The following is a 26,061-nucleotide window of genomic DNA, read 5'->3' on the forward strand; positions in this document are numbered from 1 at the left end:
TCGAATAATTTTTATCTAACACATATTATAATCTTATACTCGAATAAGCTTTATCTAACACATATTTCAAATCATAGAGTACGTGTTTTTCTTTGCCTAATGCATGGAACTCTTGTGCACTCATAGATTTAAACTGGTTATGTGCTACGGCAATGACGATCGCATCATACAAGCCTTGCTGTAGTTCTTTAATTGGCGCTAAGCCATATTCGTGTTGTACTTCTGTATCATCCACCCACGGATCATAGATATCTAAATCTAGATCATACTCTTTCAGAGCTTTAATAAAATCGACAATTTTTGTATTACGAATATCTGGGCAGTTTTCCTTAAAGCTTAAGCCCATCACCAATATTTTTGAGCCCACAACCTGAATGCGTTTCTTCACCATTTCTTTAATGAGTTGTGTCGCTACATATTCACCCATTCGATCATTTAGTCGACGTGCGGCTAAAATAATTTCGGGATGTAATCCAATCGATTGTGCTTTATGGGTTAAATAATATGGATCTACGCCTATACAATGCCCCCCCACCAAACCTGGGCGGAATGGTAAAAAGTTCCATTTAGTGCCCGCAGCTTTGAGCACATCTTCAGTGTCAATTCCTAATTTATCAAAAATGAGCGCCAACTCATTAATTAACGCAATATTGACATCACGTTGGGTATTTTCAATCACCTTGGCTGCTTCAGCCACTTTAATACTTGGGGCTTTATGTGTACCTGCCTCAACAATTAAATTATAAACTTGATCGACATAGTCAGCAGTTTCAGGTGTAGAGCCTGAGGTGATTTTTAAAATATTGGTTACACGGTGCTGTTTGTCACCAGGATTAATACGCTCTGGACTATAACCTGCAAAGAAATCCTGATTAAATTGGAATCCAGAAACTCTTTCCAATACAGGAATACAAACCTCTTCTGTTGCACCAGGATAAACCGTTGATTCGTAGACAACGATATCGCCTTTTTTTAATACTTTTCCAATACTTTCAGACGCTTTAATTAATGGCGTCAAATCAGGTTGCTTAAAATCATCAATTGGCGTTGGAACCGTCACAATAAAAAAATTGCAGTCTTGTAAATCCCATAATTCTGAAGAATAGCTTAATTGCGTTGCAGCTAACAGTTCATCAGGAGTGACTTCTAACGTATGGTCTTGCAGACTTTTTAATTCATCAATTCGTTTTTGATGAATATCGAACCCCACAACAGGGACTTTTTTCCCAAACTCCACAGCTAAGGGTAAACCAACATAGCCTAATCCGATGATGGCAATTTTTAGATCAGCAAGTTGAAGCATAGTATAGCCTTGTGCTAATTAGGATAAGAAATCAGTAAATCATGCGCAATATAGCAGAAATTCATTTTTCTTTAATGACTAAATTATGTTGTTCAACTCAATATGAATCTGAACAGTTTCGATCATTCTGCATAGAATCTATAACATCGTTTCTCTGACAAATGATCATAAGCGTGTAAGCGCACTTCTTTAGTGCGGACAAATTTAGAGACTTAGGTATTTTTTTAAAACCATTTACATCATAGGCATGCGAGTTACTTATTACATAAAAAATTATTTGGCTATGTTATACAAACATTACGATTCACTAACATCCTAGGCTATATTAAAAACGCTAATTGGTATAATATTTGCCAGTTTTATATAAATTATTCGGGTTCCCGAACCCCAAATTCAACATTCAAATTACTTAATAAATAGGGTTTATTTTCGAGTGAGTTACTACCGCTATAGCGTATTGCTAGCACTAGGTTTAGGCGTAACTGGTTGTGCTTTAGCGCCTGGCCTACAAACATATGATTTACCTGAACAAGGAATCTATCAAACCGAACTTGGAAGCTCTGTAAATATTATCCAGTTAAACCAAAACACTTTGCGTCATTTACAGCAAAACCAAAATACTGACATACAAGATATTTCAAGTTTATTTCGTCATTCTCAACTGAACTACAAACTGAGTCCTGGTGACATTCTGTCTATCTATTTATGGGCTTATCCTGAAATTACACCACCTGTAAGTAATGCTAACAATGATCAATCGATTCAAGCCAACGGCTTCCAAATCGATCAAGCAGGATATATTCAATTCCCAATTATTGGACGCTACAAAGCAGCTGGGAAGTCACTTGCCCAAGTCAATCAGGAACTGCGCAGCCAACTTTATCGCTATTTAAAAACCCCTGACGTAATTGCACGTGTCCTGTCTTATCAAGGGCAGCGTTATTCTGTACAAGGGAACGTGATGAAAGGCGGACAATTCTTCCTGAGTGATCAACCTGTGAGTGTCTATACCGCACTTGGGCTAGCCGGTGGCATTAACACACAATTCGGTGATAACACCTCCATCACTTTGGTTCGTCAGGGTCGCACCTTTCAATTAAATAGTATTGATTTAGAGAAAGCAGGTTATTCACTGCACAATCTTTTAATTCAACCCAATGATACGCTTTATGTAAATTCAAAAGAAAATCAGAAAGTTTACGTGATGGGTGAATCGGGTAAAAATCAATCCTTATTGATGCGTGATCAAGGCATGACCTTAAGCGATGTCTTAGGTGAAAGCCTCGGATTAAATCCAAATACTGCCAGTGCCAGTCGGATTTATGTGTTACGTAGCGATCCGCAAACGCAACAAACTGAACTTTACCATATGAATTTACTCAGTTTGGGTGATTTCGGCTTAGCCAATCAGTTTAAAATGCACCGTAACGACATTGTTTATGTAGATTCTACTGGTCTAGCCCGTTGGCAACGTATTGTGACCCAAATTCTACCTTTCTCAAATGCTTTATATAATATCGACCGTTTGGGACAATAATGCATATTCAAAATATTCTCGTGGTCTGTATTGGAAATATTTGTCGTAGCCCGATGGCTGAATACTTTTTAAAGCAGGAATTTCCTCAACTTCATGTTGAATCAGCTGGAATCTCAGGTTTGGTTGGTCATAATGCTGATGATAAAGCCATTTTATGTATGCAAAGGCATGGCATTGATATGCAGACACATATCGCAAAAAAATTAAATGCCGACCTAATAAAAAAATCCGACTTAATTTTAGTCATGAGTCAAAATCAGCAAAAACATATTGAGCAGACATGGCCTTTTTCCAAAGGAAAAACCTTCCGATTAGGTCACTGGCAAGGTAAGAATGTCCCTGACCCTTACCAACATGAACAAGCCGTTTTTGATGATACCTGTCAGCTTATACAAAACTGTATAAATGACTGGAAGAAATATATTTAACCCATTGATAGCAAAATTATGAGCCAAAATACCAATACAGAAGACACAATTGATTTAAAAGAGCTGTTCTTTTCGTTAATTGCTCAATGGAAACTGATTGCATTATGTACCATCTTAAGTTTGGTGTGTGCGTTACTTTATTTAAGAACAACTCAAGATATCTATGCAGTTGATGCCCTCATACAGGTTGAAGATAGCAAAGGTGTAGGTACCGCAGCTTTATTGGGTGACTTATCGTCAATGGTCGACCAGAAGTCCCCTGCCCAAGCTGAAATTGAAATTCTGAGATCGCGTTTGGTTTTAGGGCAAGTTATTCAACAACTGCATTTAGATTTTAGTATTTCATCAACAGACGGTACAACCTTTCATCGTTTACTGAATCAAGACAGCTTTCAAACCGAGTATCTGCCACAGGCTGTCACTTTTCACAATAATGAACAGTCATTTCAAGTTCGAAAGTTTGATGTTCCCGCTGAATACCTAGATAAACCACTGCTTTTAAAGTTTGAAGATAAGCAATTTACCCTGACTGATCAAAAGACGAATGAAGTGGTTTTTAAAGGGACATTAAACCAGCTCAACCAAAGTCGCTCTTCAGTTGGTACTTGGAATATTGACATTTTTAGCCGTGATTCATTAAGTTCAAGTTACAATGTTCGCAAGATGTCTGTACCTGCAGCAGTAGGTAGTATTCTTCAAAACTACTCGGTCGCAGAAAAAGGCAAACTTACTGGCGTACTTGGACTTAATTATCAAGGTACAGATAAAGAGCACATTACCAAAGTTCTTAATTCTATTTTGGTTGCTTATAGCAAACAAAACATTGAACGTCGTTCTGCTGAAACAGCACAAACTTTAAAGTTTCTCGATGAACAATTACCAGAGTTAAAACAGCAACTTGATGTGGCTGAACGTGAGTTCAACAAATTCCGTGAACAGTACAACACCGTTGATGTCACGAAAGAGTCTGAACTTTATCTCACTCAAAGCATTAGCCTTGAAACTCAAAAAATTGAACTGGAACAGAAACAAGCTGAACTTTCAGAAAAATACACTGCTGAACACCCAGCCATGCAACAAATGGGTGCTCAACTGGCAACAATTAACAGTAAAATTAAAGAGCTGAATGCAACACTGAAACAATTACCCGATCTACAACGTCGTTATTTACAGTTATATCGTGAAGTTGAAGTTAAACAACAGCTCTACACTACACTGTTAAACTCTTATCAACAGTTACGTATTGCCAAAGCGGGTGAAATTGGTAATGTCCGTATTGTCGATACGGCTGTATTGCCAATTCAACCAATTAAGCCTAAAAAATTGTTGGTCCTGTTGTTATCGATTTTTGTCGGTGGGTTTATAGGTGTATTAGTCGCATTAATACGAAATATGCTGCGTACAGGGATTAAAGATTCTGGTCAAATTGAAACTGAACTGGATCTTCCTGTCTATGCGGCTGTGCCACACTCACCTGTGCAAGCAAGTCTTATTAATATTAAGAAGAAGAAAAAAAATATCCCTATTCTTGCTGTCAAAAATAGTGATGATATTGTGATTGAAAGCTTACGTAGTATGCGTACTGCAATTCATTTCGCCCTCAATAATGCGCGTAATAACATTATTATGATTTCAGGTCCCGCACCAGAACTCGGTAAATCCTTTGTTTCAACCAACCTTGCGGTTATTTTGGCACAAAACAATAAACGTGTATTGTTGATTGATGCGGACTTACGTAACGGCTATTTACATAAGTATTTCCATCAAGATAACCAAGCAGGACTTGCTGAATACCTCAATGGTCAACATCCACTCGAAAAAATTCTCAAAACGACAGAAGTTGAAAATTTATCGGTGATTACTCGCGGTAAGAGTCCCGCAAATCCATCTGAGTTACTCAGTACTGAGCGCTTTAAAAACTTATTGGAGCAATTATCTACTCAATTTGACCATATCATTGTCGATACGCCACCTATTTTGGCAGTTACCGATGGTATTATCATTTCCCAATACGCAGCCGTTAACCTTGTCATTGCACGTTATGGCAAGACACAAATTAAAGAGCTTGAGTTGGTGGCTAATCGTTTTGAACAAGCGGGCGTTAAAGTGACAGGGATTATCTTAAACGATATTCAACGTACGGCAGGTACAAGTTATGGTTATGGCTATAACTACGCCTATGCCTATAAAAATGCGAAAGATGATTAATCATTTAGCACTTATTTTTCATCTCAAAGGATCAGCATAATGCTGGTCCTTTTTATTTGTATAAAAAATGTTTTAGGGAATCAGTCTGTTATAGCTTCTTTGCCTATACAGGCATATAGTAATATCCAAATATATGGTCGGTTGAAATACCCTCTAAGCATTAAAAAATTTGCTAAAATAGCAGCAATTTTTTGATTACTACAATGAATTTTGGAAAACCCTATGAGTAAAGCCTTACCCATCGCTGTTGCTGTAATTTTAGGCGGTGCTGCACTTGTTCCAGTTTATTATGCCACCAAACACCCTGAAGCGATCACATCAAAAGCCTCTAAAAATGCTTCTGCTGTTGAAAAAATTAGTTATGCTTTAGGTTATGAAGTTGCACATCAAACACCTCCTGAACTTGACATCAATAGCTTTGTAACAGGCGTACGTGAAGGTCATGCTCGTACACAACCTGCATACACCGAACAAGAATTACAGCAAGCTTATCAGCAATTCCAACAAGAAATGCAGAAAAAACAGGCAGATCAAGCTAAAAATGCACAGAGTGCAAGCGACAGCTTCCTGACTGAAAATGCCAAAAAACCAGGGGTAAAAACGACAGCTTCTGGACTGCAATATATTATTACTCAAGAAGGCACTGGCAAACAGCCAGCGGCTAACTCGGTCGTAACGGTACACTACACGGGTAAATTGGTCGACGGGAAAGTATTTGATAGCTCAATCCAACGCGGTGAGCCAATTGAATTCCCACTGAACCAAGTGATTCCAGGTTGGACCGAAGGCTTACAATTGATGAAGGAAGGTGGTAAAGCCACTTTATTTATTCCAGCTAAATTGGGCTATGGCGAACAAGGCGTACCGGGTACGATTCCAGCCAACAGTACACTGATCTTTGATGTTGAATTGATTAAAGTAAAGTAAAAAATGAAGGAGAGCTCAGCTCTCCTTCTTTCACTGTCAATATTAAATTTTGCACAATATATAGGTTTAAATCGAACAAACAGATCGACGTAAAAGGATGTTAACGTGAGACTGATTTAAATCTAACGTGCAAAAAATAAAAAAGAACGGTCATCGATATTCCCCAAACTTTTAGATATTCCGACACGAAAAATACTTTAGGAAGGTTGAATGAAAATACAAATTCTCTTGGCATCGACGCTATTATTCAGCGCGACTACTTTTGCAAAACCCATTACCACCAGCAGTTCAAGCTCAGAACAGGTTGGGTATAGCTTTGGCTATTTAATGGGTCGCACCAATGCCGAATCAATGAAAGATTTAAATCTTGAAGCCTTCATTCAAGGACTCAGAGAAGCCGCTCAGGGCAAAGAAGCTTCATTAACCGATGAAGAAATGGCACGCATCTTAACCCAATACAAAAAACAGATAGAAGCCCAACAACTGCTTGAATTAAGAAAAAAAGCTGAAGAAAATAGTAAAATCGGGACAGCATTTTTAGCAGAGAATGCCAAAAAGGCTGGCATGCAAACCACCGCATCAGGATTACAATATCAAGTGCTTGAAGCAGGCACAGGAAAAACCCCTAAAGTCAGCTCAAAAGTTAAAGTGGATTATGAAGGTCGTCTGATTGATGGTACCGTTTTCGATAGCTCGATTGCACGTCAACACCCTGCTGAATTCCAAGTCAATCAAGTCATCCAAGGCTGGACCGAGGGCTTACAATTAATGAAAGAAGGGGCTAAATATCGCTTCTTTATTCCAGCGAATCTCGCCTATGGTCAGATCGGTTCGGGAGATATTATCGAGCCAAACAGTACCTTAATTTTTGATGTCGAACTATTACAAGTCTTGCCTTAAAAAAAGGGACTGATCACAGTCCCTTTTTTCGTTCTAAATCAATTCACCGTAGCGAGCATTGCGTCTAGATTTCAATTTAAAATCAGGCTTATGGGCGTAAATCACGCGGACGAAACCCCATCACAATTAACCCAATCAGATAAGCTACTACACCAACCACACACAAGCCAATCACTTCGGCCACGCGCAACCATTGGGATAAGCTACCATCATACCAAGTTAAGCCGTAAGCCAATGCCGCAATCATGACGATATTGGACACCCCGTATTGTAAAAACAGTTTTTTCCAATGCGGACCAAAGCGGAAAATATGGCGTTTATGCAAATAGAAGTACAACATGCCGGCATTGACTAAAGCCGAACCAGAAGATGCCATTGCCAACGCCATGTGTTCAGCATGCCAATCAATCAGTTTAAAGAAACCAATAAATACCACGTTCAAAATAGCATTGGCTGCTACCGCCATTAAACCCACGCGTACTGGAGTTTTAGTATCTTGCTGGGCATAAAACCCAGGTGCAAAGACTTTAATCAACATGAAAGCAATAACCCCAGCACTCATACACTGTAAAGCCAGTGCCGTCATTCGCGTATCTTCTACAGTGAATTCACCACGTTGGAACAAGGCTTGAATAATCGGGGTCGACAGCATAAAAAGCGCAATGCTGGCAGGCAGCCCAACCAAAACAATGACTCTCGCGGCCCAGTCCATCATCCCGCGGAATTTATGTTGATCTTGTTCTGCGTATCGTGCCGACAAAGACGGTAAAATGACCGTCCCGATGGCAACACCAATCAGGCCCAATGGTAACTCGGTCATACGCTCCGCACTATATAGCCATGACACCGAGCCATCCTGCATAAAGGATGCCCAAATGGTATTCAGCAATAAATTAATCTGCGTCACGGATACCCCAAACAATGCTGGTAGCATCAACTTCATGATGCGATCGACACCTTCATGCTTAAAGTCGACCTTCGGTGGAATCAACAAGTTTTTGCGCCAAAGTTCTGGAATCTGAATCGCAAGCTGTAACACCCCCGCCACGACAACTGACCAACCCAAGGCCATAATCGGCTCAGCCATATACGGTGTGAGCCACCATGCTCCCGCAATCATCGCCACATTCAGGAGGACTGGCGAAAATGCTGGCGAAGCAAATGAGCCATAACTGTTCAAAATACTGCTGGCAAAGGCGGTCAGTGACATGAACATTAAATATGGAATGGTGAGGCGGAACATACTCACGGCCAGATCAAATTTCTCTGGATCGGCATGGAAACCCGGCGCATAGATATACAAAATTGCGGGTGCAGCCACCATCGCAATAAAAGTCAGCAAGGTCATAATGGTCAGCAAACCACCAAACACACGGCTAATGAGAATCTGGACTTCTGCATGTGCCTTACTGGTTTTATATTCGGTCAGTACAGGAATAAAGGCTTGCGAAAATGCACCTTCCGCGAATAGACGCCGAAAGAAATTGGGGATACGGAATGCAACCACAAATGTATCGAAATCCTTCCCTGCACCAAAGACATTGAGCAAGACGATATCGCGGACCAATCCGAGTACGCGAGACAACATGGTCATTGCACTGACAATAAAGGTCGACCGCCAAAGCGCCATCGTATCTACCCAATAAAAAAATTAGTCGCTATTGTAATGAAACTTGTGAAAAAAATTCGTTGTTAAATGATTAAACTCAACGGAAATGTCTTTTTATTTTGTATTCTTAATCTGTTGTACCAAGCTTCTGAACTTCACCCAATCAAAGTAAGGACCGGGATCGGTTTTACGCCCTGGCGCAATATCGGAGTGCCCTGCCACATGCTGTTGTATCGTTGGATAAGCCTGTTGCAAACTCACCATCACTTGCGCTAAGACCTCATATTGTAGGCTTTCAAAGGCACAGTCATCACTGCCTTCTAACTCAATCCCAATCGAATAATCATTACATTCCTGCTGCCCCAAATAAGATGAACGTCCTGCATGCCAAGCCCGTTGCTGAAAATTCACAAATTGTAGTACTTCTCCAGTACGTAAAATCAGCAGATGTGCCGAAACCTTCAGCTCTTGAATGGTTTCAAAATAAGGGTGTAGCGTTGAATCCAGTTGATTCTGGAAAAATTGCTGGATATAACCTCCCCCAAACTGTGACGGCGGCAAACTGATATTATGAATCACCACCAATTCAATTTTTGCCTCTGCTGGTCGCTGATTAAAATTGGGCGATGGAATTTGCTTCGCACCGATGAGTTGACCATCGACAACCTGAAAAGATGAGCGCTGCTGCATAATCCATTCCTCACTATATTGAAGCTTTATTTATAAGTACACCATGCTAAAACTTTCATCATAAAATCTCAAATCTACGCAATAAACTGTTTAGAACAATGTTAAGATAACGCGCAATTTTCATGGGTTAAAAAGACACGGAAAGACTATGAGTATTTCTCCAACGCTGCTTGAACAATCAATTCAGATCAACATTCAACAAGCACTCCAAGAAGACATTGGTGATGGGGATATTACGGCCTTATTAACCCCTGAAGATGAGCAAGCAACGGCGACCATCATTAGTCGTGAAGACATGATTCTTGCAGGCCAACCTTGGGTGGATGCCTTAATTCAGGCTTTTGATGCTTCAGTTCAAGTCACTTGGTTAAAACAAGACGGCGATAAAGTTGCAGCCAATGAAGCATTTTTAAAACTCGCAGGCTCAGCACGCAGCTTACTTACGGTAGAACGTCCTGCCCTGAACTTTGTTCAAACCTTATCGGCTGTCGCGACCAAAACTGCTGATTATGTCAAACAGCTAGATGGTTTAAGCACCAAATTGCTCGATACCCGAAAAACCCTACCAGGCTTACGTATTGCGCAGAAATATGCCGTTGCAGTGGGTGGCGGACAAAATCATCGTTTAGGCTTATTTGACGCATTCTTAATTAAAGAAAATCACATTATGGCAGCAGGTGGCATTGCCGAAGCAATTGCCAAAGCCCATCAGATCGCGCCGGGCAAACCTGTCGAGGTTGAAGTTGAAACTTGGGATGAACTCAATCAAGCGCTTGAAGCCAAGGCGGACATTGTCATGCTGGATAATTTTAGTCAGCAACAAATGATTGATGCCGTCCAACATGTGGCAGGACGTTGCAAATTAGAAGCCTCGGGTAACATCACCATTGACAATTTACGCCAAGTGGCCACCACAGGCGTTGACTATATTTCCATGGGTGTACTGACCAAAGATGTCAAAGCCATTGATTTATCAATGCGTTTTAATGGCTAATACTTGATCCGATTTTGGTGATCACTGTTAAGGCTGATCACCAATTTTTGAATCTATATAAAGTGCATTGAAAATAATTTTGAAAGTTCTATAATCCTGAGCTGCCTTTCTCCTCCCTCAACATCTGTTATGAATATCTGGAAACAGCAAATTTTATTTTTGCTGATTGCGCTCGTGTCTGTGGCTTTTTTCTGCCTTTATCCTGCCCTTCCTCGCATCCTGAATAATCCCGAGCAATATTTTCACTTGAATGGCGCAAAAATCGTCATATCGGTGCTGATTAATTACGCCCTGATTTCCTTTATTTATTTACTCTTTAGAAAAACCTTTATTACCATTTTTGTTAGTCAGTTTATTTTTTTACTGCTGATTTTTATCAATACACAAAAAGAGAAATATTTATCCGCCAGTTTGGTGCCTAGCGATTTCTTATTGATTAAAGAAACCTTTGTTGTCGCGCCTGGGTTACTTAAGTTTTCGGTCCTCTCAGGGGTTGTTGTATGTATTGCCCTCATGGTTTTTCTCTACCGGAAAGAACAGCTTGAGAAAAAACGCCTGTTTTTCTCGAATGCATTACTGTCTCTTTTCGGTTTAGGATTTTTTGTTAGCGCAAATTTTAGCAATAACTTTGGTCAGTTATGTCAACAAAACCAGCTCGGCTGGCTATGTGAATATCGACAAGCTTTTCCCAACACCAAAGGTGATTGGATCGGTGATCATCTCACCATTCAAAAAATTGGTTTTATTCCCTTCTTTTTTTCAAAGTCGGTGGATAGCCTGAATACTCGATTGTTTAATACCGAAAATATTCCAGAAGCGACCATCCAAGCGCTATATACGCCTTTTAGCACAACCATGCCTGTGCTTAAGCCTGAGCAACAGCCCAATATTGTGATGATCATGAGCGAGGCGCATTGGGATGCACGTCAGTTGGGCAAAAGTATTCCACAGAACATCACCCCAACGCTTGATCGCTATCAAACCTCAAGTTTGCTTTCACCAAGTTTTGGCGGCGGTACTGCCAATGTGGAATTTGAAGTCCTAACCAGTTTGAATATCTATTTAAATCATAATGAATTGATGTATGTATCCAAATTGAAACGCCCTACTTACTCCTTGGCCACGTATTTAAATCGTTTGGGTTATGACACCACCGCCATGCACAACAGTGGTAAGTTTTTTTACAACCGTAACGCGGTCTATCAAAACTTAGGTTTCAATCGCTTTACTTCGCTGGAAAATATGACCAGTGCGCAAGATCGTGCCAAATATATCAATCAGGCAGGTTGGGCAAGCGATGATTTACTCTATCAATCTATTCGCAAGCAACTGAAACACACCGAACAAGCGCAATTTATTTATGCCATTACGGTCGAAAATCACTTTAACTACAATGATGATCGCTATGGTAAAGATCATTTCCAGATTGATCAGCCAGAATTGAGTGAAAGTTCCAAACGCCAACTGAACACCTATCTGACTGGCTTACAACGTGCGGACCAACATGTTGAACAATTGCTGCAAGATTTAAAACAACTGGAACGCCCAACTATTGTCATTTTCTTTGGTGATCATTTACCCAATTTAGGTCAAGTCTATGATGACTATCATTTCTTTGCCTCAGCTCAGGAAAAAGCTGAAAAGAAAGATGTGAAGTTTTTTAGCACACCGCTAGCGGTCTGGAGTAACTATCCAATAGACCGTGAACTGTTTACGCAAAGCAATATTCCCGCACACTTTCTTGCGCCTAAAGTGCTCACGGCAGCCCAATTACCACTGCCCCCTTATTATCAATTTATTCAGGAAGTCAATTCTTGCTACAGCGCCATTCATCAAACAGGGGTCGAACTCAATCCTAAATGTAAACATCCTCATCCACAATTGTTAAACCAATACAAAGATTTAAATATGGATGTATTGAATGGGAAGAATCATAGCTATCAACTGCTGACTCAAAAGGCATCCTAAGTTTTTATGAGACTGATTGATCTTTAGCGTTTTGTTGCGCTTGTTGTGCAGGATGAGGGGCTTGATCCCAAGCAGACGCCGTTTGCATTAATTCAGCAGGACGCGGGTCACACGCCATGAGTGCAAAGGTCACCGCTGCACAGAACAGGATAAAAAATTGAGCCATAGACACATGCTCCAATAAAATGAATGACATGTAGTCTAGCTAGCGATCATGACCATAAAATTGAGCGCATGTTATGGATTGATCTTGATTTGATTAGATTTTGTAATAAAAAATGCATCCTGATGGATGCATTTTTAATTTTTTACATGATTAAGCGTCTTACCAGCCCAAAGCTTCTTGCTGCTTCTGGATCAAGGCTTGAATACCTTGTTCAGCCATTTCTAACATCGCATTGGTTTGAGCACGGGTAAATGGTTTATCTTCCGCAGTACCTTGAATTTCAATAAACTCGCCTGCTTGCGTCATGACAACATTCAAGTCGGTCTGACAATTTGAATCTTCTTCATAACACAAGTCCAATAAGACCTCATCCTTGAAGATACCGACAGAAATAGCTGCGACCAAACCTTTTAATGGATCATGCTTAATTTTCTTTTGTTCAAGCAAAACATTCATGGCATCTACCAATGCCACAGCTGCACCCGTAATGGCAGCAGTACGTGTGCCACCATCGGCCTGAATCACATCACAGTCGATGGTAATGGTATTTTCACCCAGTTTTTTTAGATCAATCATGGCACGTAAGCTACGACCAATCAAACGCTGGATTTCTTGAGTACGCCCAGACTGTTTGCCACGTGCCGCTTCACGGTCACTACGGGTATGCGTTGAACGTGGCAACATCCCGTACTCTGCGGTTACCCAACCTTGTCCTTTGCCTTTTAGGAAACGGGGTACAGAATTATCAATACTGGCAGTACATAGCACTTTGGTGTGGCCAAATTCAACCAGCACAGAACCTTCAGCATAACGTGTGTAATTGCGGGTAATTTTTACATCACGTAATTGATCTAGAGTACGTTGGTCGATACGCATAATTCGCCTTTAATATTGACAGAAATTCGTTGCGCACAAGTATAGCAGATGCAATCTTGTCAAATGGGATATCCATAATCCTGTCATCAAAAAACTCAGTTGAATGACATAACACGACTTTTTACCCGCCAATTCCTGCTGTTTTTCTGGACAAAAAATTTGTAAACTCTATCAAAACCAGTCGAGAGCTATTATGTCGATTAGAGATGAACGTAAACAACAAAGCCGCCAAGCCCTACTGGATGCTGCCTTAAGTTTAAGTTCATCAGGAATTTCTTTTAGCAGCATGAGTTTGCGAGAAATTACGCGTCATGTTGGTTTGGTTCCAACGGCGTTTTATCGTCACTTCTTAGATAAAAATCAGCTCGGTTTAGAATTAATTGATCAAGTTGCCCTACAACATAAACGGGTCTTGCATGAACTCAAGTTAGCCTCCTTACTACTACAACATACCGACATAGAACCTCGCCTAGATCAGTTTTTTACCGCGGTACAACAACATCCTGAATGGTGGATTTTTATTAGTGCTGAACGTTGGGGTGGAAGTGCTTTATTACGCTATGCGATTGCTCGAGAAATTGAGTATCTGATTGAAGATTTGAGTAATGAACTGAGTGAAGTCGAACCGACTTATGCTATTCAAGACCTTCAAGTCCTGTCTAATCTTTTGATTAATTTATCTTTTAACTGGGCAATGTCTTGGATTAATTTAATGGTGAGCACCGACACCCCACAATTGATACAGCAACGCCTAAATTTTAAAAATCAAACCGTCCGACAAATAGAGTTGCTGTTTCAGGGCATCACCCATCACAAATAAGTGGTTATATAGATTGTAACCTGCTAGAAAATCTCATAAAAAAAACCTGCAAACAATGCAGGTTTTTTTAACACTTCATAAATTATTTGGCTTTACGCTCTTTCTCAACCAAGTAACTCACGACTTGCGTTACTTTGGCATCTTCACCCTGTACCACATATTTACCATTCACCACCACAGCAGGTACACCGGTTAATTGGTACTGTTTTGCCAGTTGATTGGCTTTCGCAACTTTAGAGGTAATCATGAATGAGTTAAACATGCTGTTAAATTTAGCTTCAGGTACACCATATTTGCTAAAGAATTTGGCTTGAGATTGCTGATCAAAAATCTGTTGACCATTCACATGAATCGCATGGAACAAAGGTAAATGCGTTTTTTGACGCACACCTAAGGCTTCAGAGACATAGTAACCCCGTGCACCTTGCTCCCACACAGGGTTCATTGCGGCTGGAGTACGCACAAAACGTACACCCTTTGGAATGTTCTTCAACCATGCTTGCATATGCGGTTCTAATTTAAAGCAGTGTGGGCAACCATACCAAAAGAATTCACGCACTTCGATTTTTCCTGGCACTTCAACTTTGCCTGGGTTAGCGACTACCGTATAGTCCTTACCTGCAACAAAATCCGCTGCCATAACACTACCAGAAAATGCCAATACGGCCGTTGCAAGGCTACCCAAAAGGAATTTTTTCATTGCGTTTGTTGTCCTCTAAATCATTATGATGAGCTTATGCGAAAACTATAAAACAATTTAGTCGATTTCGTTTTCCTTCTGTGAACTTTTTTACTGCTTTTATCGCTTTTTTTAGAATTAACGCTACACTAGCCGTATTGATCTTTATACCAAAACAACTTGATTGAGGTGGCACAGATGTCGCAATTAAATGTTGATCCGCAAGAAATTGCCAAATTTGAAGCCTTCGCTGCTATATGGTGGGATCAGCATTCTGAATTCCGACCGCTCCATCAAATTAACCCGCTACGCCTCAATTGGATTGATGAACATGCCAATGGTCTTGCGGGAAAAAAAGTGCTCGATGTGGGCTGTGGTGGCGGCATCTTGGCAGAAAGCATGGCACGCCGTGGTGCAAATGTGCTGGGCATTGATATGGGCGTAGCACCACTGAATGTTGCACGGATTCATGCAGAACAAGAAGGCGTACAAAATATCGAATATCGCCAAATTCCTGTCGAAGAATTAGCCAAAGAGCAAGCAGGTCAATACGATGTGGTGACCTGTATGGAAATGCTGGAACACGTGCCAGACCCTGCCTCGATTATTCAAGCGTGCCAAACGCTGGTAAAGCCGGGCGGGCATGTCTTTTTCTCGACCATTAACCGCAATCCGAAAGCCTACTTATTCGCGATTATTGGGGCAGAATATATTTTAAGAATGCTGGCCAAAGGCACACATGATTATCATAAATTCATTAAACCATCTGAATTGGCGCATGATATCCGTCAAGCAGGACTCAACCTGAAAGACATGACAGGATTACATTATAACCCGCTGACAAAACGCTACTGGCTGGCACCCAATGTCGATGTGAACTACATGGTCTACACTGTAAAAGCAGGTGCAGAATGAAAGCCGTTCTGTTCGATCTCGATGGTACCTTAATTGATACCGCTGCGGACTTTATTCGCATTATTCAAGGCATGTGTCGTGATGCAGGTCGTGAAGTGGTCGATGCGGCGCTCATTCGTACCCAAGTGTCTGAAGGCGCGCGTGCTATGGTCAAACTGGTCTATCCAGAACTTGAAGTCGATGACCCTATTTTTCTGACGCATCGCCAACGCTTTCTCGATTTATATGGCGCTGAGATTGCAGTGGATACCGACTTATTTATGGGGATGTCTCCGCTTCTGGCAGAATTAGAGCAACACAATATTCCTTGGGGCATTGTCACCAACAAACCCCGTGGGCTTAGTGAATCCTTATTGGCTGCCCTCAATCTCACGAAACGCTGCGCTGTTTTGGTTTGCCCTGAAGATGTCAGCAAAACCAAACCTGATCCTGAACCGATGTATCTTGCCGCACAGCAATTGCAACTGCCTGCAGAACAATGTATTTATGTGGGTGATCATCCGCGTGATATTGATGCGGGTCGCCATGCGAAGATGTACACCATCTTAGCGGCGTATGGTTATTTACCGTTGGCTTACAAAGATGATTTAACCGCGTGGCAAGCCAATTGTATCGTGAACACTGTGACCGAATTACAACAAGTGATTCAACAAAAACTCACGCTCAATCGTACGATAAATACATAAACTTGATGAAATAAAATAAAAAGGAGGTGACCATGAAACATTCTGAATATCAACCTCGCCCAGATCTGCTCAAAGATCGCATTATTTTAATTACTGGGGCTGGCGATGGCATTGGTCGTGCTGCAGCACTCAGCTATGCCTTACATGGTGCAACCGTGGTGTTGCATGGTCGCACCTTAAACAAACTGGAAGTCATTTATGATGAAATTGAAAGTTTGGGTGCACCACAACCTGCCATTTTGCCACTGCAATTATCCAGTGCTTCAGCGCGCGATTATGAATTGTTATACGACACTTTAGAAAAGCAATTCGGTCGTCTGGATGGCATTTTACATAATGCAGGCATTTTAGGTGAGCGCACCGAGCTTGAGCATTATCCGATTGATGTTTGGGATGATGTCATGGCCGTCAACCTTCGTGCGCCCTTCATTTTGACGCAGGAGCTGTTACCTCTGCTGCAAAAGTCAGACAATGCCTCGGTGGTTTTTGCCAGTTCTGGGGTTGGACGTCAGGTTCGGGAAAAATGGGGAGCTTATTCGGTTTCTAAAGTGGCGATTGAAGCGGTGAGTCAATTATTTGCCAAAGAAAATCAACATCCGAATGTCCGCTTTAATTGTATTAACCCTGGTGCAACACGTACCGCGATGCGTGCCAAAGCCTATCCAGATGAAGATCCAAAAACCTTAGCCACGCCAGAATCCATTATGCCTGCTTACTTATATTTGATGGGCGATGACAGTCTGCATCTTAGTGGGCAAAGTATTGATGCTCAAGATTAATTTATTTGCTGTTTAAACCCAAACTAAAAATCCTTTGTTAAAAACAAAGGATTTTTTTACAGCTCAACAATCGTTTTATTTTATTAATTCAATAAAAATATTCGGTTTTATAAATTAAAACATCTCTCCTAAACTCTATCGACCTGCTCAGCCACAGATTTAGGAGGCAATTTTCATGACTGATTTACAGCACAAAGGTGAATTGATTCGTTCAATCCAATCCCTGCAACTGCCTGAAACACTGGTACACGCCTTGGATGATGCACAACAAGCGCCGAGCGTGATCGAAGCAATAGACTATTTACAACACTGGGTCGAACAGTGGAATTAGAGAGTGAACAATCTGGCAGAAAGATACGCCTACTGAAAATTGGCTGAGACATTTACCCTGTAAATCGACTGCACGGATAAAATTGCCCACGCAGAAAGATTTCCAAAATAGATGATTTCATGGATAATATTCTTAATTTATCTATTTTTTTAAAGAATTAATCCAATTCCTTCACAGTTTCTCTGCATTTTTTTCGTACATTAAGAACTGTGAAATGAATATATCTATAACGAGGGGTCAACATGAAAAAGACGATGGCGATATTGACCATTTCTTTTAGTGCATTGCTGGCAAGCAGCCTGAGTTCTGCTGCCCCCCACTTTGATAATCGTGGGGATGACCATCCACGCGGCAATCAAGGTAAAGGGCGCGACTTTCGTGATTCTGATCAAGATGATGAACGCATGCAAGACAAACGTCGCATGCGTGAAGAGCGTGGGGTAAAACGTCTACAGCAGCATCAATGGCAAACCGGTTATGTCATGCCACAACATTATCGTGGTAACGGCTATAAAGTCGAATATAAAGAACATAACTTACCGAAACCCGCTCGTAATCAGCAATGGTACAAAATCAACAATGACTACATTTTAATCGATTCAGGCAGTAATGGTATTTTACGTATTGTGAATGATTAAGTCTTGCACTTTAACCGTTCTGTTTTCGCCAGTCTTACATCAGGTGAGACTGGCTTTTTTATGGCTGTATTTTCCTGAAGCGCTATGCTTCACTGCCTCATAAGCCTTAGACCTAAACGCTTAGATGCTGTTTACAATCTTCGTTTTTTCTTCATCAAATTCACATTTGCATAATACTGCTCTCATTGTTTCTCTGCTGTTGTTGGTTACCTTAAACCTATCGAAAGACATAAAGATAGATTGAGGTTCAACATGAAAAAGATCGTTTCTGCTCTCGTTTTTACTTTAGGCAGTGCAATTGCGGCGTCAGCCATTGCAGCACCCGCTTATGAACATCGTTACGATGAGCGCAACTATGCAGAACAACATGATCATGATTGGAAAAAACAAGATGGCCGTTGGAACGATCAGCGCTATCAACGTATTAACCCAAGCCGTGATTGGCGTGTAGGTCAAACGCTCCCTCGTGGTTATGATTCTTCACGTTATGCCATCGATTACCGTGATGCAAAACGTTTACACAAACCTGCCCGTTATCAACAATGGTACAAAATTAATGGCGATTACGTCTTGGTGAACGAACGCAACAACCGCATTATTCGTATTTTGAACTAATGCTTACAGCCTATATAAATTCCTTCCCCCTCGGCACCTTAACGAAAGTTAAGGTGTTTTTTTATCTAAGATTGTTCGCCTGTCAGTTTTTTGATTAGAATCTACTATTGATCAGTTTTTTTGAGATAGGCATGCAAGCGAATTCGAACGATGTTTCACAAAGCACAACCTTACAATATGTGCACTGGTTTCGACATTCTGCACCCTACATCAACGCACACCGTAACAAAACCTTTGTCATCATGTTTGATGGTGAAGCCGTTCTGCACGAAAACTTCCAACATATTATTCATGATATTGCTTTGCTCAATTCATTGGGCATTCGGCTGATTCTGGTACACGGCGCTCGCCAACAAATTAATCAGAATCTAAAAAGCACTGGACTCAGTACGCCATTTCATCAACATCGTCGCATTACCACCCGAGAATCTTTGGGCTGTGTGATGAATGCCGTGGGTTCAGTCCGCCTACAAATTGAAGCCTTGTTGTCTATGGGCTTGGCCAATTCACCCATGTATGGCGCGCGCATTGATGTCGTTTCAGGTAATTTTATTACTGCTAAACCGTATGGCATCCGCGATGGCATTGATTTTCAGCTGACAGGAGAAGTCCGCAGTGTCGATACCGATGCCATTCAAAAACATCTGCAACAACACAATATTGTGATGCTGGGTCCAGTAGGGTATTCCACAACGGGTGAGGTTTTTAACTTACCCGCCGAAGAAGTGGCGACCAAAACTGCGATTAGCTTAAAAGCAGATAAATTGATTTTTCTAGGCAAACAGCATGGTCTACTCAATGCCCAAGGTCAGTTGCAACGTGAAATTACCCCGCAACGCCTAGATCAGTATATTTTGCAATCTCAAGAGCATAATCCTGAACTGGCACAGCAACTCCGCAGTGCACAAAATGCCTCACTCAAAGGGGTGCATCGCGTGCATCTGATTTCCTATACCTATGATGGCGCTTTGCTCGAAGAACTGTTTACCCGTGATGGTTCAGGCACGATGGTCACGGATGCGCATTATGAAGATGTGCGCATGGCCAATATTCAAGATGTCGGTGGACTGATCAATTTACTACGCCCACTCGAGGAAGATGGCATCTTGGTCTACCGTTCACGTGAACGGCTGGAAACCGAAATCGAACAATTTGCGGTGATTGAACGAGACGGCATGATTCTGGCCTGTGCAGCCCTGTATCCAATCCCTGCGCAAGAACATGAATTACGTAGTGCTGAAATTGCCTGTGTGGCCGTGCATCCGAGTTACCGAAAATCCAATCGTGGCAGTCAAATCCTGCACTATTTGGAAGACAAAGCCCGCAGCATGGGCATACAACAGTTATTTGTTCTGACCACGCGTACTGCGCACTGGTTTTTAGAACATGGCTTTGAAACCGCCAATGTTGATGATTTACCCAATGCCCGTCAGGCACTGTATAACTATCAACGCAATTCATTGGTGTTTAAAAAGCGGATTTAAGTCGCTTATCCCCTTGCAAGGAATTTCTCATCGCCACCTCCGCGACTTTACCCAGATCACACTATACTGGGTAAAGTTCATCTGAGATTAACCTTTCGGCCTGAGCATTCATCCATTCATGTCACATCGGCTTAGCAGGATTTATGCAATGTTTATCGTACAACTTGCTAATTCAGGCTGAACGCTATATTCCACTAAGGCATAAGCTTATATCAATACGGCAATTACAAAATAAAGCTAATATTTTCAATAAATTAAATAAATACAAATTGATATTCTATTTTTCTTATAAATCAACTTTAACGCTAAGTTTTGCATTTTTTTATTTATCTTTTTTTTTCATGACCAATCCCTATTTTTTTATTTTTTTCGCAAAAGAAAGCGCTATAGCGTATCTGCTCAAGCTTATAGCCACTTAAATTACAACGGAGTACGTCGAACATGAGCAAGCCATCTTTTACTTCAACACGTCCATGGATTCTTTTGACTGTTGTGGCTGGCAGCATGCTCATGGCCGGCTGTACACCCAAAAAAATTGAGACTACCACTTTAAATATTGGTTTCCAAAAATACGGCATCTTACCAATTGTGAAAGCCCGCGGCACTTTAGAGCAAGCTTTGGCAGCACAAGGTGTCTTGGTGAAATGGGTCGAGTTTCCAGCAGGTCCACAATTACTGGAAGGACTGAATGTGGGTAGTGTAGCGTTGGGTGAGGCAGGTGAAGCACCACCCATTTTTGCCCAAGCGGCCAACTCGAATTTAGTTTACCTCGCCAATCAGCCACCCGCTCCACAAGCTGAAGCCCTGATTGTGCCGAAAACCTCGAAGCTTAAAACCATTCAAGATTTGAAAGGTAAGCGCGTGGTGCTGAACAAAGGCTCTAACGTACATTATTTATTGTTAAAAGTGCTTGAAGCCAATCAGCTCAAACTCTCTGATATTAACGTGGTGTACCTGCCACCTGCGGATGCTCGTGCTGCCTTTGAGCGCGGTGCAGTCGATGCATGGGTCATTTGGGATCCGTTCTTTGCCGCAGCCGAGCAACAGCTTGGGGCACGTGTACTCGCTACGGGTAAAAATCTAGTCAACAATCATCAATTTTATTTGGCAGATCGCAAATTTGCACAACAACATCCTGACATTTTAAAAACGGTGGTGAATGAATTAAATCAGACCACCACGTGGGTCTCACAGCATCAACAACAAGCTGCTCAACTGCTACAACAACCGACAGGCTTACCCGTTGAAGTCTTAAACCGTTCAATTTCTCGCATGGGATTTGGAGTTCAACCCATTTCTGAACAAGTAGCAAAACAACAGCAATTTGTCGCAGATGCTTTTTATCAACAAAAGCTGATTCCAAACAAAATTGACATTCAAACTGCACTCTTAAAAACGACACCATAATAATGAGGAACAGCAAAGTGAACTCACTTAAAACAATAACTTTCGTTGGCATTACTGCACTGAGCCTTGCGCTGAGTGCTTGCCAAAAATCTGAATCGAGTCAGACCCAAGCTGCAACTAAAAATAAAGCTGAATCGGTAGATACGCTTTCTATTGGCTACCAAAAATCGTCCCTAAATTTGTTGGTAGCGCGTCAGCAAAAGTTGTTTGAACAGGAATTTCCTCACGCCAAAATTGAATGGAAAGAGTTCCCTGCGGGTCCACAAATGTTAGAAGCTCTAGCCGTAGGTGCTGTTGATTTTGGTGCCGTGGGCAATACTCCCCCCATTTTTGCTCAAGCAGCAGGTAAAGACCTAAGTTATGTCGGTTATGAGCTAGTACCTGCCAACGCTCAGGCATTATTGATTCCGAAAAGCAGCGGCATTCAGTCCATTCAGGAGCTAAAAGGCAAACGCATTGCGGTACAGAAAGGGTCAAGTGCGCATGAGTTACTCGCCAAAATTTTGCAAAAAGCTGGTTTAAGTTGGCAGGACATTCAACCGATTTGGTTACCACCTGCGGATGCGCGCGCTGCTTTTGACAAACAGTCGATTGATGCTTGGGCCATTTGGGAACCCTACCTCAGTGCGGCTGAGCAAGATGCACATGCCAAAGTGCTGGTTGATGGGACTGCCTTCCCCAAAACCTACTCCTTCTATATTGGGAACCCAAAATTCATCGCAGCACATCCTCAAGCGACTGCACAGTTTTTACATGGCTTGAATCAGGCGGATCAATGGGTATTAAAAAATCAGCCGCAAGCCTTAAGCGTTTATACCCAAAGTACAGGTTTACAGACTTCGATTGCGCAACGTGTGATTGATAAGCGCCTGAAACCATCGCCAATTCATACCTTAACCCCTGAAGTGGTGCAAGCGCAGCAACAAATCGCAGACCTGTTCCAACAGGTTCAATTGATTCCGAAAAACATTCAAGTTCAAACCACCGTTTGGGCAGCACCTAAAACTCACTAATTTGTAGAAATTGTAAGGATATTAATAATGAAAATTTTCTGGTTTATTCCCACACATGGTGATAGTCGTTATTTAGGAACCAGCAAAGGTGCACGCCAAGTCGATCATGCTTATATGAAGCAAATTGCAGTTGCAGTGGACAATTTAGGCTATGAAGGTGTGCTGATCCCAACAGGACGTTCATGTGAAGATCCATGGATTACTGCTGCCAGTTTAATTGATGCGACCAAGAACTTGAAATTTTTAGTGGCGCTGCGCCCAGGGGTAACCACACCTGCATTAGCGGCGCGTATGGCAGCCACATTTGACCGCCTGTCCAATGGTCGTGTCTTGTTAAATCTGGTGACGGGTGGTGACGAACAAGAGCTTAAAGGTGATGGCATTTATGAAGACCATGCTTCACGTTATGAAACTGCCAGCGAATACACTCAAATCTGGCGTGAGATTCTGACCCGCTCCCATACAGGCGAATCTTTCAGTTTTCATGGAGAACACTTAAAGGTTGATGATGCCAAGTTACTCTATCCGCCTGTGCAACAGCCCTACCCACCTTTATGGTTTGGTGGTTCTTCAGAGGCAGCCATTGAACTGGCAACCGAACAGGTCGATACCTATTTAACGTGGGGCGAACCACCCACAGCAGTCAAAGAAAAAATTGAAAATGTCCGTGCTAAAGCAGCCGCAAAAGGGCGTCAGCTTAACTACGGTATTCGTCTGCATGTGATTGTGCGTGAGACCAACGCAGAGGCATGGAAAGCAGCCAATGAACTGATTCAGTATGTCGATGATGCGACCATTGCTGCGGCACAACAAAAGTTCAAACAAATGGACTCTGTGGGACAGCGTCGTATGGCTGAACTACATAATGGTGATCGTAGCAAGCTTGAAGTGTCACCAAACTTATGGGCAGGTGTTGGACTGGTACGTGGTGGAGCGGGTACAGCCTTGGTGGGTGATCCACAAACCGTGGCAGATCGAATTCAGGAATATGCCGATTTGGGTATCAGCACCTTTATTTTTTCTGGCTATCCGCACTTGGAAGAATCGATTCGCTTTGCCGAACTGGTGTTCCCTTTATTGCCTTTAGAAACACGAAAAAAATTGACGCAACCAAACTTGACTGGCCCCTTCGGAGAAATTGTGGCTAACAATTATGTGCCAAATCAGACCTCGGTTTCACGCCCAATTAAGGAGCCTGCCTAATGTCCAAAAGTACTGCGACTGAAACTTTCCCTAAACGGAAAGTTTCACGTGGAACAAAACTTGGGCAGCGTTTGCTGCCTTGGTTGTTCCCTTTTTTACTGATTCTGATCTGGCAAATTGCATCTAGTACAGGTTTGCTACAGAGTCGAATTTTACCTGCACCTACAGCAGTGGTCAGTGCATTCTGGCATTTACTGATCAGTGGTGAACTTTGGCATCATGTCAAAGTCAGCGCAGGACGTGCCTTATTAGGACTGGCTATCGGTGGTGGCTTAGGGTTGTTGTTGGGCTTACTCAACGGCTCTTCTAAAACAGCCTCAACCCTACTCGATACCACCTTGCAGATGATCCGCAATATCCCTGCCCTTGCGCTAATTCCATTGGTGATTCTCTGGTTTGGTATCGATGAAACCGCAAAACTGTTTTTGGTGGCGGTTGGGGTATTTTTCCCGATTTATATCAACACCTACCACGGTATTCGCTCGGTCGATCCTCAATTGATTGAAATGGGCAAAAGCTACGGACTCAGCCGCTGGGAATTATATAAGAATATTATTTTACCTGGGGCAATGCCCTCCATTTTAGTCGGTTTACGCTTTGCCCTTGGCTTGGTATGGGTCTTACTGATTGTCGCAGAAACCATTTCAGCACAAGCAGGTATTGGTTATATGACCATGAATGCACGTGAATTTTTACAAACCGATGTGGTACTGGTTGGCATATTACTCTATGCCCTATTAGGTAAACTGGCAGATGTGCTGGCTGTCAGCTTAGAAAAATACTTATTGCGCTGGCACCCGGGCTATCAAAAATAAGGAACCGAAGATGACAGATCTCAGTATAGGCCAGCATGTTGCTGAACAGATTCAACACCCGAAAACACTACACTCAGATATACAACCCAATGCCTTGCTTGGTGCGGAAATTCTAATTGAACAACTGCATAAATTTTACGGCGATGTTAAAGTCCTCGAAGATTTAGATCTCCATATTCAACCTGGAGAGTTTCTTGCGATTGTTGGACGTAGTGGTTGTGGCAAAAGTACCTTATTAAGACTGATTGCTGACTTAGAACAGCCCAGTTACGGCGAAATTAAATTTAAATCGGCACGCCATTTGCGTGAAGGCATTACCAGTGACGATATTCGGGTTATGTTTCAGGACCCACGTCTGCTGCCTTGGCGCAGTATTGAACAGAATGTACAGCTTGGTCTCCATAAAGACGCGCATGCACATGCCACTGCATTATTAGAAAAAGTCGGTTTAAAAGAAAAAGCGCCACTCTGGCCTGCGCAACTTTCAGGCGGACAGCGACAACGCACCGCACTCGCACGGGCACTGTCCCATCAACCCCGCGTGTTGTTATTAGATGAACCGCTTGGTGCACTCGATGCCTTAACTCGACTGGAAATGCAAAATCTGATTGAAAAGCTGTGGCGAGAACAAGGCTTTACTGCCGTTTTAGTTACCCATGATGTCAGTGAGGCAGTACAACTGGCCGACCGTATTATTCTACTCGACAAAGGCCATATTGCCCGTCAATTTCAGGTTGACTTACCCCGCCCGCGTGAAAAAAATCTGCATTTCACTGAACTTGAACAGCAAGTCTTGAATGCCGTTCTCGCCACTTAAATGATATTTTTACGCCAAGCTTAAACCCAAGCTTGGCGTAAAAACTCGAAGTTGATGCGATCAATGGCACTCGCCTAACTGTCATAAAACTGTCACATTTCAAATAAAAAACGACCCAAATTGATGCATTTTCCGGCTCCGCTATCCTTTTGATTTTTTTAATGGAATGAATGTGAAATCTCGCAGTGTTTTTTATCCGTAAAATACCCGATTTCATCGAATTACCTGATTTGTTGATGCACAAATCTGATGA

General features: G+C 41.9%; 26 protein-coding genes. 20 read left to right on the top strand and 6 right to left on the bottom strand.

The features are described from left to right. Positions 1-25: 25 nt before the first annotated feature. Positions 26-1,303: a Vi polysaccharide biosynthesis UDP-N-acetylglucosamine C-6 dehydrogenase TviB gene (gene tviB, locus E0H94_RS08215; protein WP_131325947.1), complete on the bottom strand. Its 1,278-nt coding sequence runs from the start codon at positions 1,301-1,303 to the stop codon at positions 26-28. Between the two features lie 433 nt (positions 1,304-1,736). On the opposite strand from tviB, the gene E0H94_RS08220 reads away from it, so the two are divergent. The 5 genes from E0H94_RS08220 to E0H94_RS08240 all read left to right on the top strand — a co-directional run bounded on the left by E0H94_RS08220 (position 1,737) and on the right by E0H94_RS08240 (position 7,303). Next, positions 1,737-2,840 (top strand): polysaccharide biosynthesis/export family protein, encoded by a 1,104-nt coding sequence (locus tag E0H94_RS08220; RefSeq protein ID WP_131325948.1) that lies wholly within the window; start codon positions 1,737-1,739, stop codon positions 2,838-2,840. After that, positions 2,840-3,268, top strand: coding sequence for a low molecular weight protein-tyrosine-phosphatase (locus E0H94_RS08225; protein ID WP_131325949.1), 429 nt, complete (start codon positions 2,840-2,842; stop codon positions 3,266-3,268). The genes E0H94_RS08220 and E0H94_RS08225 overlap by 1 nt, the downstream gene beginning before the upstream one ends. A gap of 18 nt (positions 3,269-3,286) precedes the next feature. Further along, entirely contained in the window at positions 3,287-5,476 is a 2,190-nt protein-coding gene (locus E0H94_RS08230) for a polysaccharide biosynthesis tyrosine autokinase (protein ID WP_131325950.1), read from the top strand. A gap of 222 nt (positions 5,477-5,698) precedes the next feature. Then, positions 5,699-6,403 carry an FKBP-type peptidyl-prolyl cis-trans isomerase gene (locus tag E0H94_RS08235; protein ID WP_131325951.1) on the top strand — a complete coding sequence of 235 codons (705 nt, stop codon included), beginning with the start codon at positions 5,699-5,701 and terminating at the stop codon, positions 6,401-6,403. A 210-nt stretch (positions 6,404-6,613) separates the two neighbouring features. Beyond that, positions 6,614-7,303, top strand: coding sequence for an FKBP-type peptidyl-prolyl cis-trans isomerase (locus E0H94_RS08240; protein ID WP_131325952.1), 690 nt, complete (start codon positions 6,614-6,616; stop codon positions 7,301-7,303). 88 nt (positions 7,304-7,391) lie between these two features. Here E0H94_RS08240 and murJ read toward each other — a convergent pair whose 3' ends face one another. Further along, the gene (gene murJ, locus E0H94_RS08245) at positions 7,392-8,933 is read right to left on the bottom strand and encodes a murein biosynthesis integral membrane protein MurJ (RefSeq protein ID WP_131325953.1); all 1,542 of its coding nucleotides are present in this window, start codon (positions 8,931-8,933) and stop codon (positions 7,392-7,394) included. A gap of 93 nt (positions 8,934-9,026) precedes the next feature. Then, complete coding sequence (gene ampD, locus E0H94_RS08250; RefSeq protein ID WP_131325954.1) at positions 9,027-9,602, bottom strand: 1,6-anhydro-N-acetylmuramyl-L-alanine amidase AmpD; 576 nt, start codon at positions 9,600-9,602, stop codon at positions 9,027-9,029. Positions 9,603-9,750: 148 nt separating this feature from the next. Between ampD and nadC the strand changes: the two genes are divergently transcribed. Together nadC and E0H94_RS08260 are read left to right on the top strand one after the other, a co-directional pair. After that, complete coding sequence (gene nadC, locus E0H94_RS08255) at positions 9,751-10,596, top strand: carboxylating nicotinate-nucleotide diphosphorylase (protein WP_131325955.1); 846 nt, start codon at positions 9,751-9,753, stop codon at positions 10,594-10,596. Between the two features lie 129 nt (positions 10,597-10,725). Beyond that, the gene (locus tag E0H94_RS08260) at positions 10,726-12,564 is read left to right on the top strand and encodes an LTA synthase family protein (protein ID WP_131325956.1); all 1,839 of its coding nucleotides are present in this window, start codon (positions 10,726-10,728) and stop codon (positions 12,562-12,564) included. A gap of 4 nt (positions 12,565-12,568) precedes the next feature. Here E0H94_RS08260 and E0H94_RS18470 read toward each other — a convergent pair whose 3' ends face one another. Continuing rightward, a complete protein-coding gene (locus E0H94_RS18470) occupies positions 12,569-12,730 on the bottom strand; it encodes a hypothetical protein (RefSeq protein ID WP_165495598.1) in 162 nt (53 codons plus the stop codon). A gap of 159 nt (positions 12,731-12,889) precedes the next feature. Next, complete coding sequence (gene rph / locus E0H94_RS08265) at positions 12,890-13,606, bottom strand: ribonuclease PH (protein ID WP_131325957.1); 717 nt, start codon at positions 13,604-13,606, stop codon at positions 12,890-12,892. Between the two features lie 193 nt (positions 13,607-13,799). Between rph and E0H94_RS08270 the strand changes: the two genes are divergently transcribed. Further along, positions 13,800-14,426, top strand: a complete 627-nt coding sequence (locus E0H94_RS08270; protein ID WP_131325958.1) for a TetR family transcriptional regulator — start codon at positions 13,800-13,802, stop codon at positions 14,424-14,426. Positions 14,427-14,508: 82 nt separating this feature from the next. Here the strand turns inward: E0H94_RS08270 and E0H94_RS08275 are convergent, their stop codons facing one another. Beyond that, positions 14,509-15,126 carry a thiol:disulfide interchange protein DsbA/DsbL gene (locus tag E0H94_RS08275; protein ID WP_131325959.1) on the bottom strand — a complete coding sequence of 206 codons (618 nt, stop codon included), beginning with the start codon at positions 15,124-15,126 and terminating at the stop codon, positions 14,509-14,511. Positions 15,127-15,303: 177 nt separating this feature from the next. On the opposite strand from E0H94_RS08275, the gene ubiG reads away from it, so the two are divergent. The 12 genes from ubiG (at position 15,304) to E0H94_RS08330 (ending at position 25,808) form a co-directional block, all read left to right on the top strand. Further along, positions 15,304-16,020, top strand: a complete 717-nt coding sequence (ubiG, locus tag E0H94_RS08280; RefSeq protein WP_016165695.1) for a bifunctional 2-polyprenyl-6-hydroxyphenol methylase/3-demethylubiquinol 3-O-methyltransferase UbiG — start codon at positions 15,304-15,306, stop codon at positions 16,018-16,020. Then, the gene (locus E0H94_RS08285) at positions 16,017-16,706 is read left to right on the top strand and encodes an HAD family hydrolase (RefSeq protein ID WP_131325960.1); all 690 of its coding nucleotides are present in this window, start codon (positions 16,017-16,019) and stop codon (positions 16,704-16,706) included. The genes ubiG and E0H94_RS08285 overlap by 4 nt, the downstream gene beginning before the upstream one ends. 32 nt (positions 16,707-16,738) lie before the next feature. Continuing rightward, the gene (locus E0H94_RS08290; RefSeq protein ID WP_131325961.1) at positions 16,739-17,485 is read left to right on the top strand and encodes a YciK family oxidoreductase; all 747 of its coding nucleotides are present in this window, start codon (positions 16,739-16,741) and stop codon (positions 17,483-17,485) included. Between the two features lie 175 nt (positions 17,486-17,660). Further along, positions 17,661-17,816: a hypothetical protein gene (locus E0H94_RS18475; RefSeq protein ID WP_165492971.1), complete on the top strand. Its 156-nt coding sequence runs from the start codon at positions 17,661-17,663 to the stop codon at positions 17,814-17,816. A gap of 242 nt (positions 17,817-18,058) precedes the next feature. After that, complete coding sequence (locus tag E0H94_RS08295) at positions 18,059-18,454, top strand: RcnB family protein (protein ID WP_131325962.1); 396 nt, start codon at positions 18,059-18,061, stop codon at positions 18,452-18,454. A 252-nt stretch (positions 18,455-18,706) separates the two neighbouring features. Next, positions 18,707-19,069 (top strand): RcnB family protein, encoded by a 363-nt coding sequence (locus E0H94_RS08300; RefSeq protein ID WP_131325963.1) that lies wholly within the window; start codon positions 18,707-18,709, stop codon positions 19,067-19,069. Between the two features lie 131 nt (positions 19,070-19,200). Then, complete coding sequence (argA, locus tag E0H94_RS08305) at positions 19,201-20,553, top strand: amino-acid N-acetyltransferase (RefSeq protein WP_131325964.1); 1,353 nt, start codon at positions 19,201-19,203, stop codon at positions 20,551-20,553. A gap of 441 nt (positions 20,554-20,994) precedes the next feature. Next, positions 20,995-21,960, top strand: a complete 966-nt coding sequence (locus E0H94_RS08310) for a sulfonate ABC transporter substrate-binding protein (RefSeq protein ID WP_131325965.1) — start codon at positions 20,995-20,997, stop codon at positions 21,958-21,960. A 17-nt stretch (positions 21,961-21,977) separates the two neighbouring features. Then, complete coding sequence (locus E0H94_RS08315) at positions 21,978-22,973, top strand: aliphatic sulfonate ABC transporter substrate-binding protein (protein WP_131325966.1); 996 nt, start codon at positions 21,978-21,980, stop codon at positions 22,971-22,973. A gap of 27 nt (positions 22,974-23,000) precedes the next feature. Then, the gene (ssuD, locus tag E0H94_RS08320) at positions 23,001-24,176 is read left to right on the top strand and encodes an FMNH2-dependent alkanesulfonate monooxygenase (RefSeq protein ID WP_131325967.1); all 1,176 of its coding nucleotides are present in this window, start codon (positions 23,001-23,003) and stop codon (positions 24,174-24,176) included. Beyond that, positions 24,176-24,991: an aliphatic sulfonate ABC transporter permease SsuC gene (ssuC, locus tag E0H94_RS08325; RefSeq protein ID WP_131325968.1), complete on the top strand. Its 816-nt coding sequence runs from the start codon at positions 24,176-24,178 to the stop codon at positions 24,989-24,991. The genes ssuD and ssuC overlap by 1 nt, the downstream gene beginning before the upstream one ends. A gap of 10 nt (positions 24,992-25,001) precedes the next feature. Then, entirely contained in the window at positions 25,002-25,808 is an 807-nt protein-coding gene (locus E0H94_RS08330; protein ID WP_131325969.1) for an ABC transporter ATP-binding protein, read from the top strand. Positions 25,809-26,061: the final 253 nt, after the last annotated feature.

Origin of the sequence: Acinetobacter sp. ANC 4173 (assembly GCF_004331255.1) — a bacterium.
Lineage (GTDB): Bacteria > Pseudomonadota > Gammaproteobacteria > Pseudomonadales > Moraxellaceae > Acinetobacter.

Bases quoted from the DNA above. Each gene is read 5' to 3' on its own strand.
- tviB (WP_131325947.1), bottom strand. From the start codon at position 1,303: ATGCTTCAACTTGCTGATCTAAAAATTGCCATCATCGGATTAGGCTAT.
- E0H94_RS08225 (WP_131325949.1), top strand. From the start codon at position 2,840: ATGCATATTCAAAATATTCTCGTGGTCTGTATTGGAAATATTTGTCGT.
- E0H94_RS08230 (WP_131325950.1), top strand. From the start codon at position 3,287: ATGAGCCAAAATACCAATACAGAAGACACAATTGATTTAAAAGAGCTG.
- E0H94_RS08235 (WP_131325951.1), top strand. From the start codon at position 5,699: ATGAGTAAAGCCTTACCCATCGCTGTTGCTGTAATTTTAGGCGGTGCT.
- E0H94_RS08240 (WP_131325952.1), top strand. From the start codon at position 6,614: ATGAAAATACAAATTCTCTTGGCATCGACGCTATTATTCAGCGCGACT.
- murJ (WP_131325953.1), bottom strand. From the start codon at position 8,933: ATGGCGCTTTGGCGGTCGACCTTTATTGTCAGTGCAATGACCATGTTG.
- ampD (WP_131325954.1), bottom strand. From the start codon at position 9,602: ATGCAGCAGCGCTCATCTTTTCAGGTTGTCGATGGTCAACTCATCGGT.
- nadC (WP_131325955.1), top strand. From the start codon at position 9,751: ATGAGTATTTCTCCAACGCTGCTTGAACAATCAATTCAGATCAACATT.
- E0H94_RS08260 (WP_131325956.1), top strand. From the start codon at position 10,726: ATGAATATCTGGAAACAGCAAATTTTATTTTTGCTGATTGCGCTCGTG.
- E0H94_RS18470 (WP_165495598.1), bottom strand. From the start codon at position 12,730: ATGGCTCAATTTTTTATCCTGTTCTGTGCAGCGGTGACCTTTGCACTC.
- rph (WP_131325957.1), bottom strand. From the start codon at position 13,606: ATGCGTATCGACCAACGTACTCTAGATCAATTACGTGATGTAAAAATT.
- E0H94_RS08270 (WP_131325958.1), top strand. From the start codon at position 13,800: ATGTCGATTAGAGATGAACGTAAACAACAAAGCCGCCAAGCCCTACTG.
- E0H94_RS08275 (WP_131325959.1), bottom strand. From the start codon at position 15,126: ATGAAAAAATTCCTTTTGGGTAGCCTTGCAACGGCCGTATTGGCATTT.
- ubiG (WP_016165695.1), top strand. From the start codon at position 15,304: ATGTCGCAATTAAATGTTGATCCGCAAGAAATTGCCAAATTTGAAGCC.
- E0H94_RS08285 (WP_131325960.1), top strand. From the start codon at position 16,017: ATGAAAGCCGTTCTGTTCGATCTCGATGGTACCTTAATTGATACCGCT.
- E0H94_RS08290 (WP_131325961.1), top strand. From the start codon at position 16,739: ATGAAACATTCTGAATATCAACCTCGCCCAGATCTGCTCAAAGATCGC.
- E0H94_RS18475 (WP_165492971.1), top strand. From the start codon at position 17,661: ATGACTGATTTACAGCACAAAGGTGAATTGATTCGTTCAATCCAATCC.
- E0H94_RS08295 (WP_131325962.1), top strand. From the start codon at position 18,059: ATGAAAAAGACGATGGCGATATTGACCATTTCTTTTAGTGCATTGCTG.
- E0H94_RS08300 (WP_131325963.1), top strand. From the start codon at position 18,707: ATGAAAAAGATCGTTTCTGCTCTCGTTTTTACTTTAGGCAGTGCAATT.
- argA (WP_131325964.1), top strand. From the start codon at position 19,201: ATGCAAGCGAATTCGAACGATGTTTCACAAAGCACAACCTTACAATAT.
- E0H94_RS08310 (WP_131325965.1), top strand. From the start codon at position 20,995: ATGAGCAAGCCATCTTTTACTTCAACACGTCCATGGATTCTTTTGACT.
- ssuD (WP_131325967.1), top strand. From the start codon at position 23,001: ATGAAAATTTTCTGGTTTATTCCCACACATGGTGATAGTCGTTATTTA.
- ssuC (WP_131325968.1), top strand. From the start codon at position 24,176: ATGTCCAAAAGTACTGCGACTGAAACTTTCCCTAAACGGAAAGTTTCA.
- E0H94_RS08330 (WP_131325969.1), top strand. From the start codon at position 25,002: ATGACAGATCTCAGTATAGGCCAGCATGTTGCTGAACAGATTCAACAC.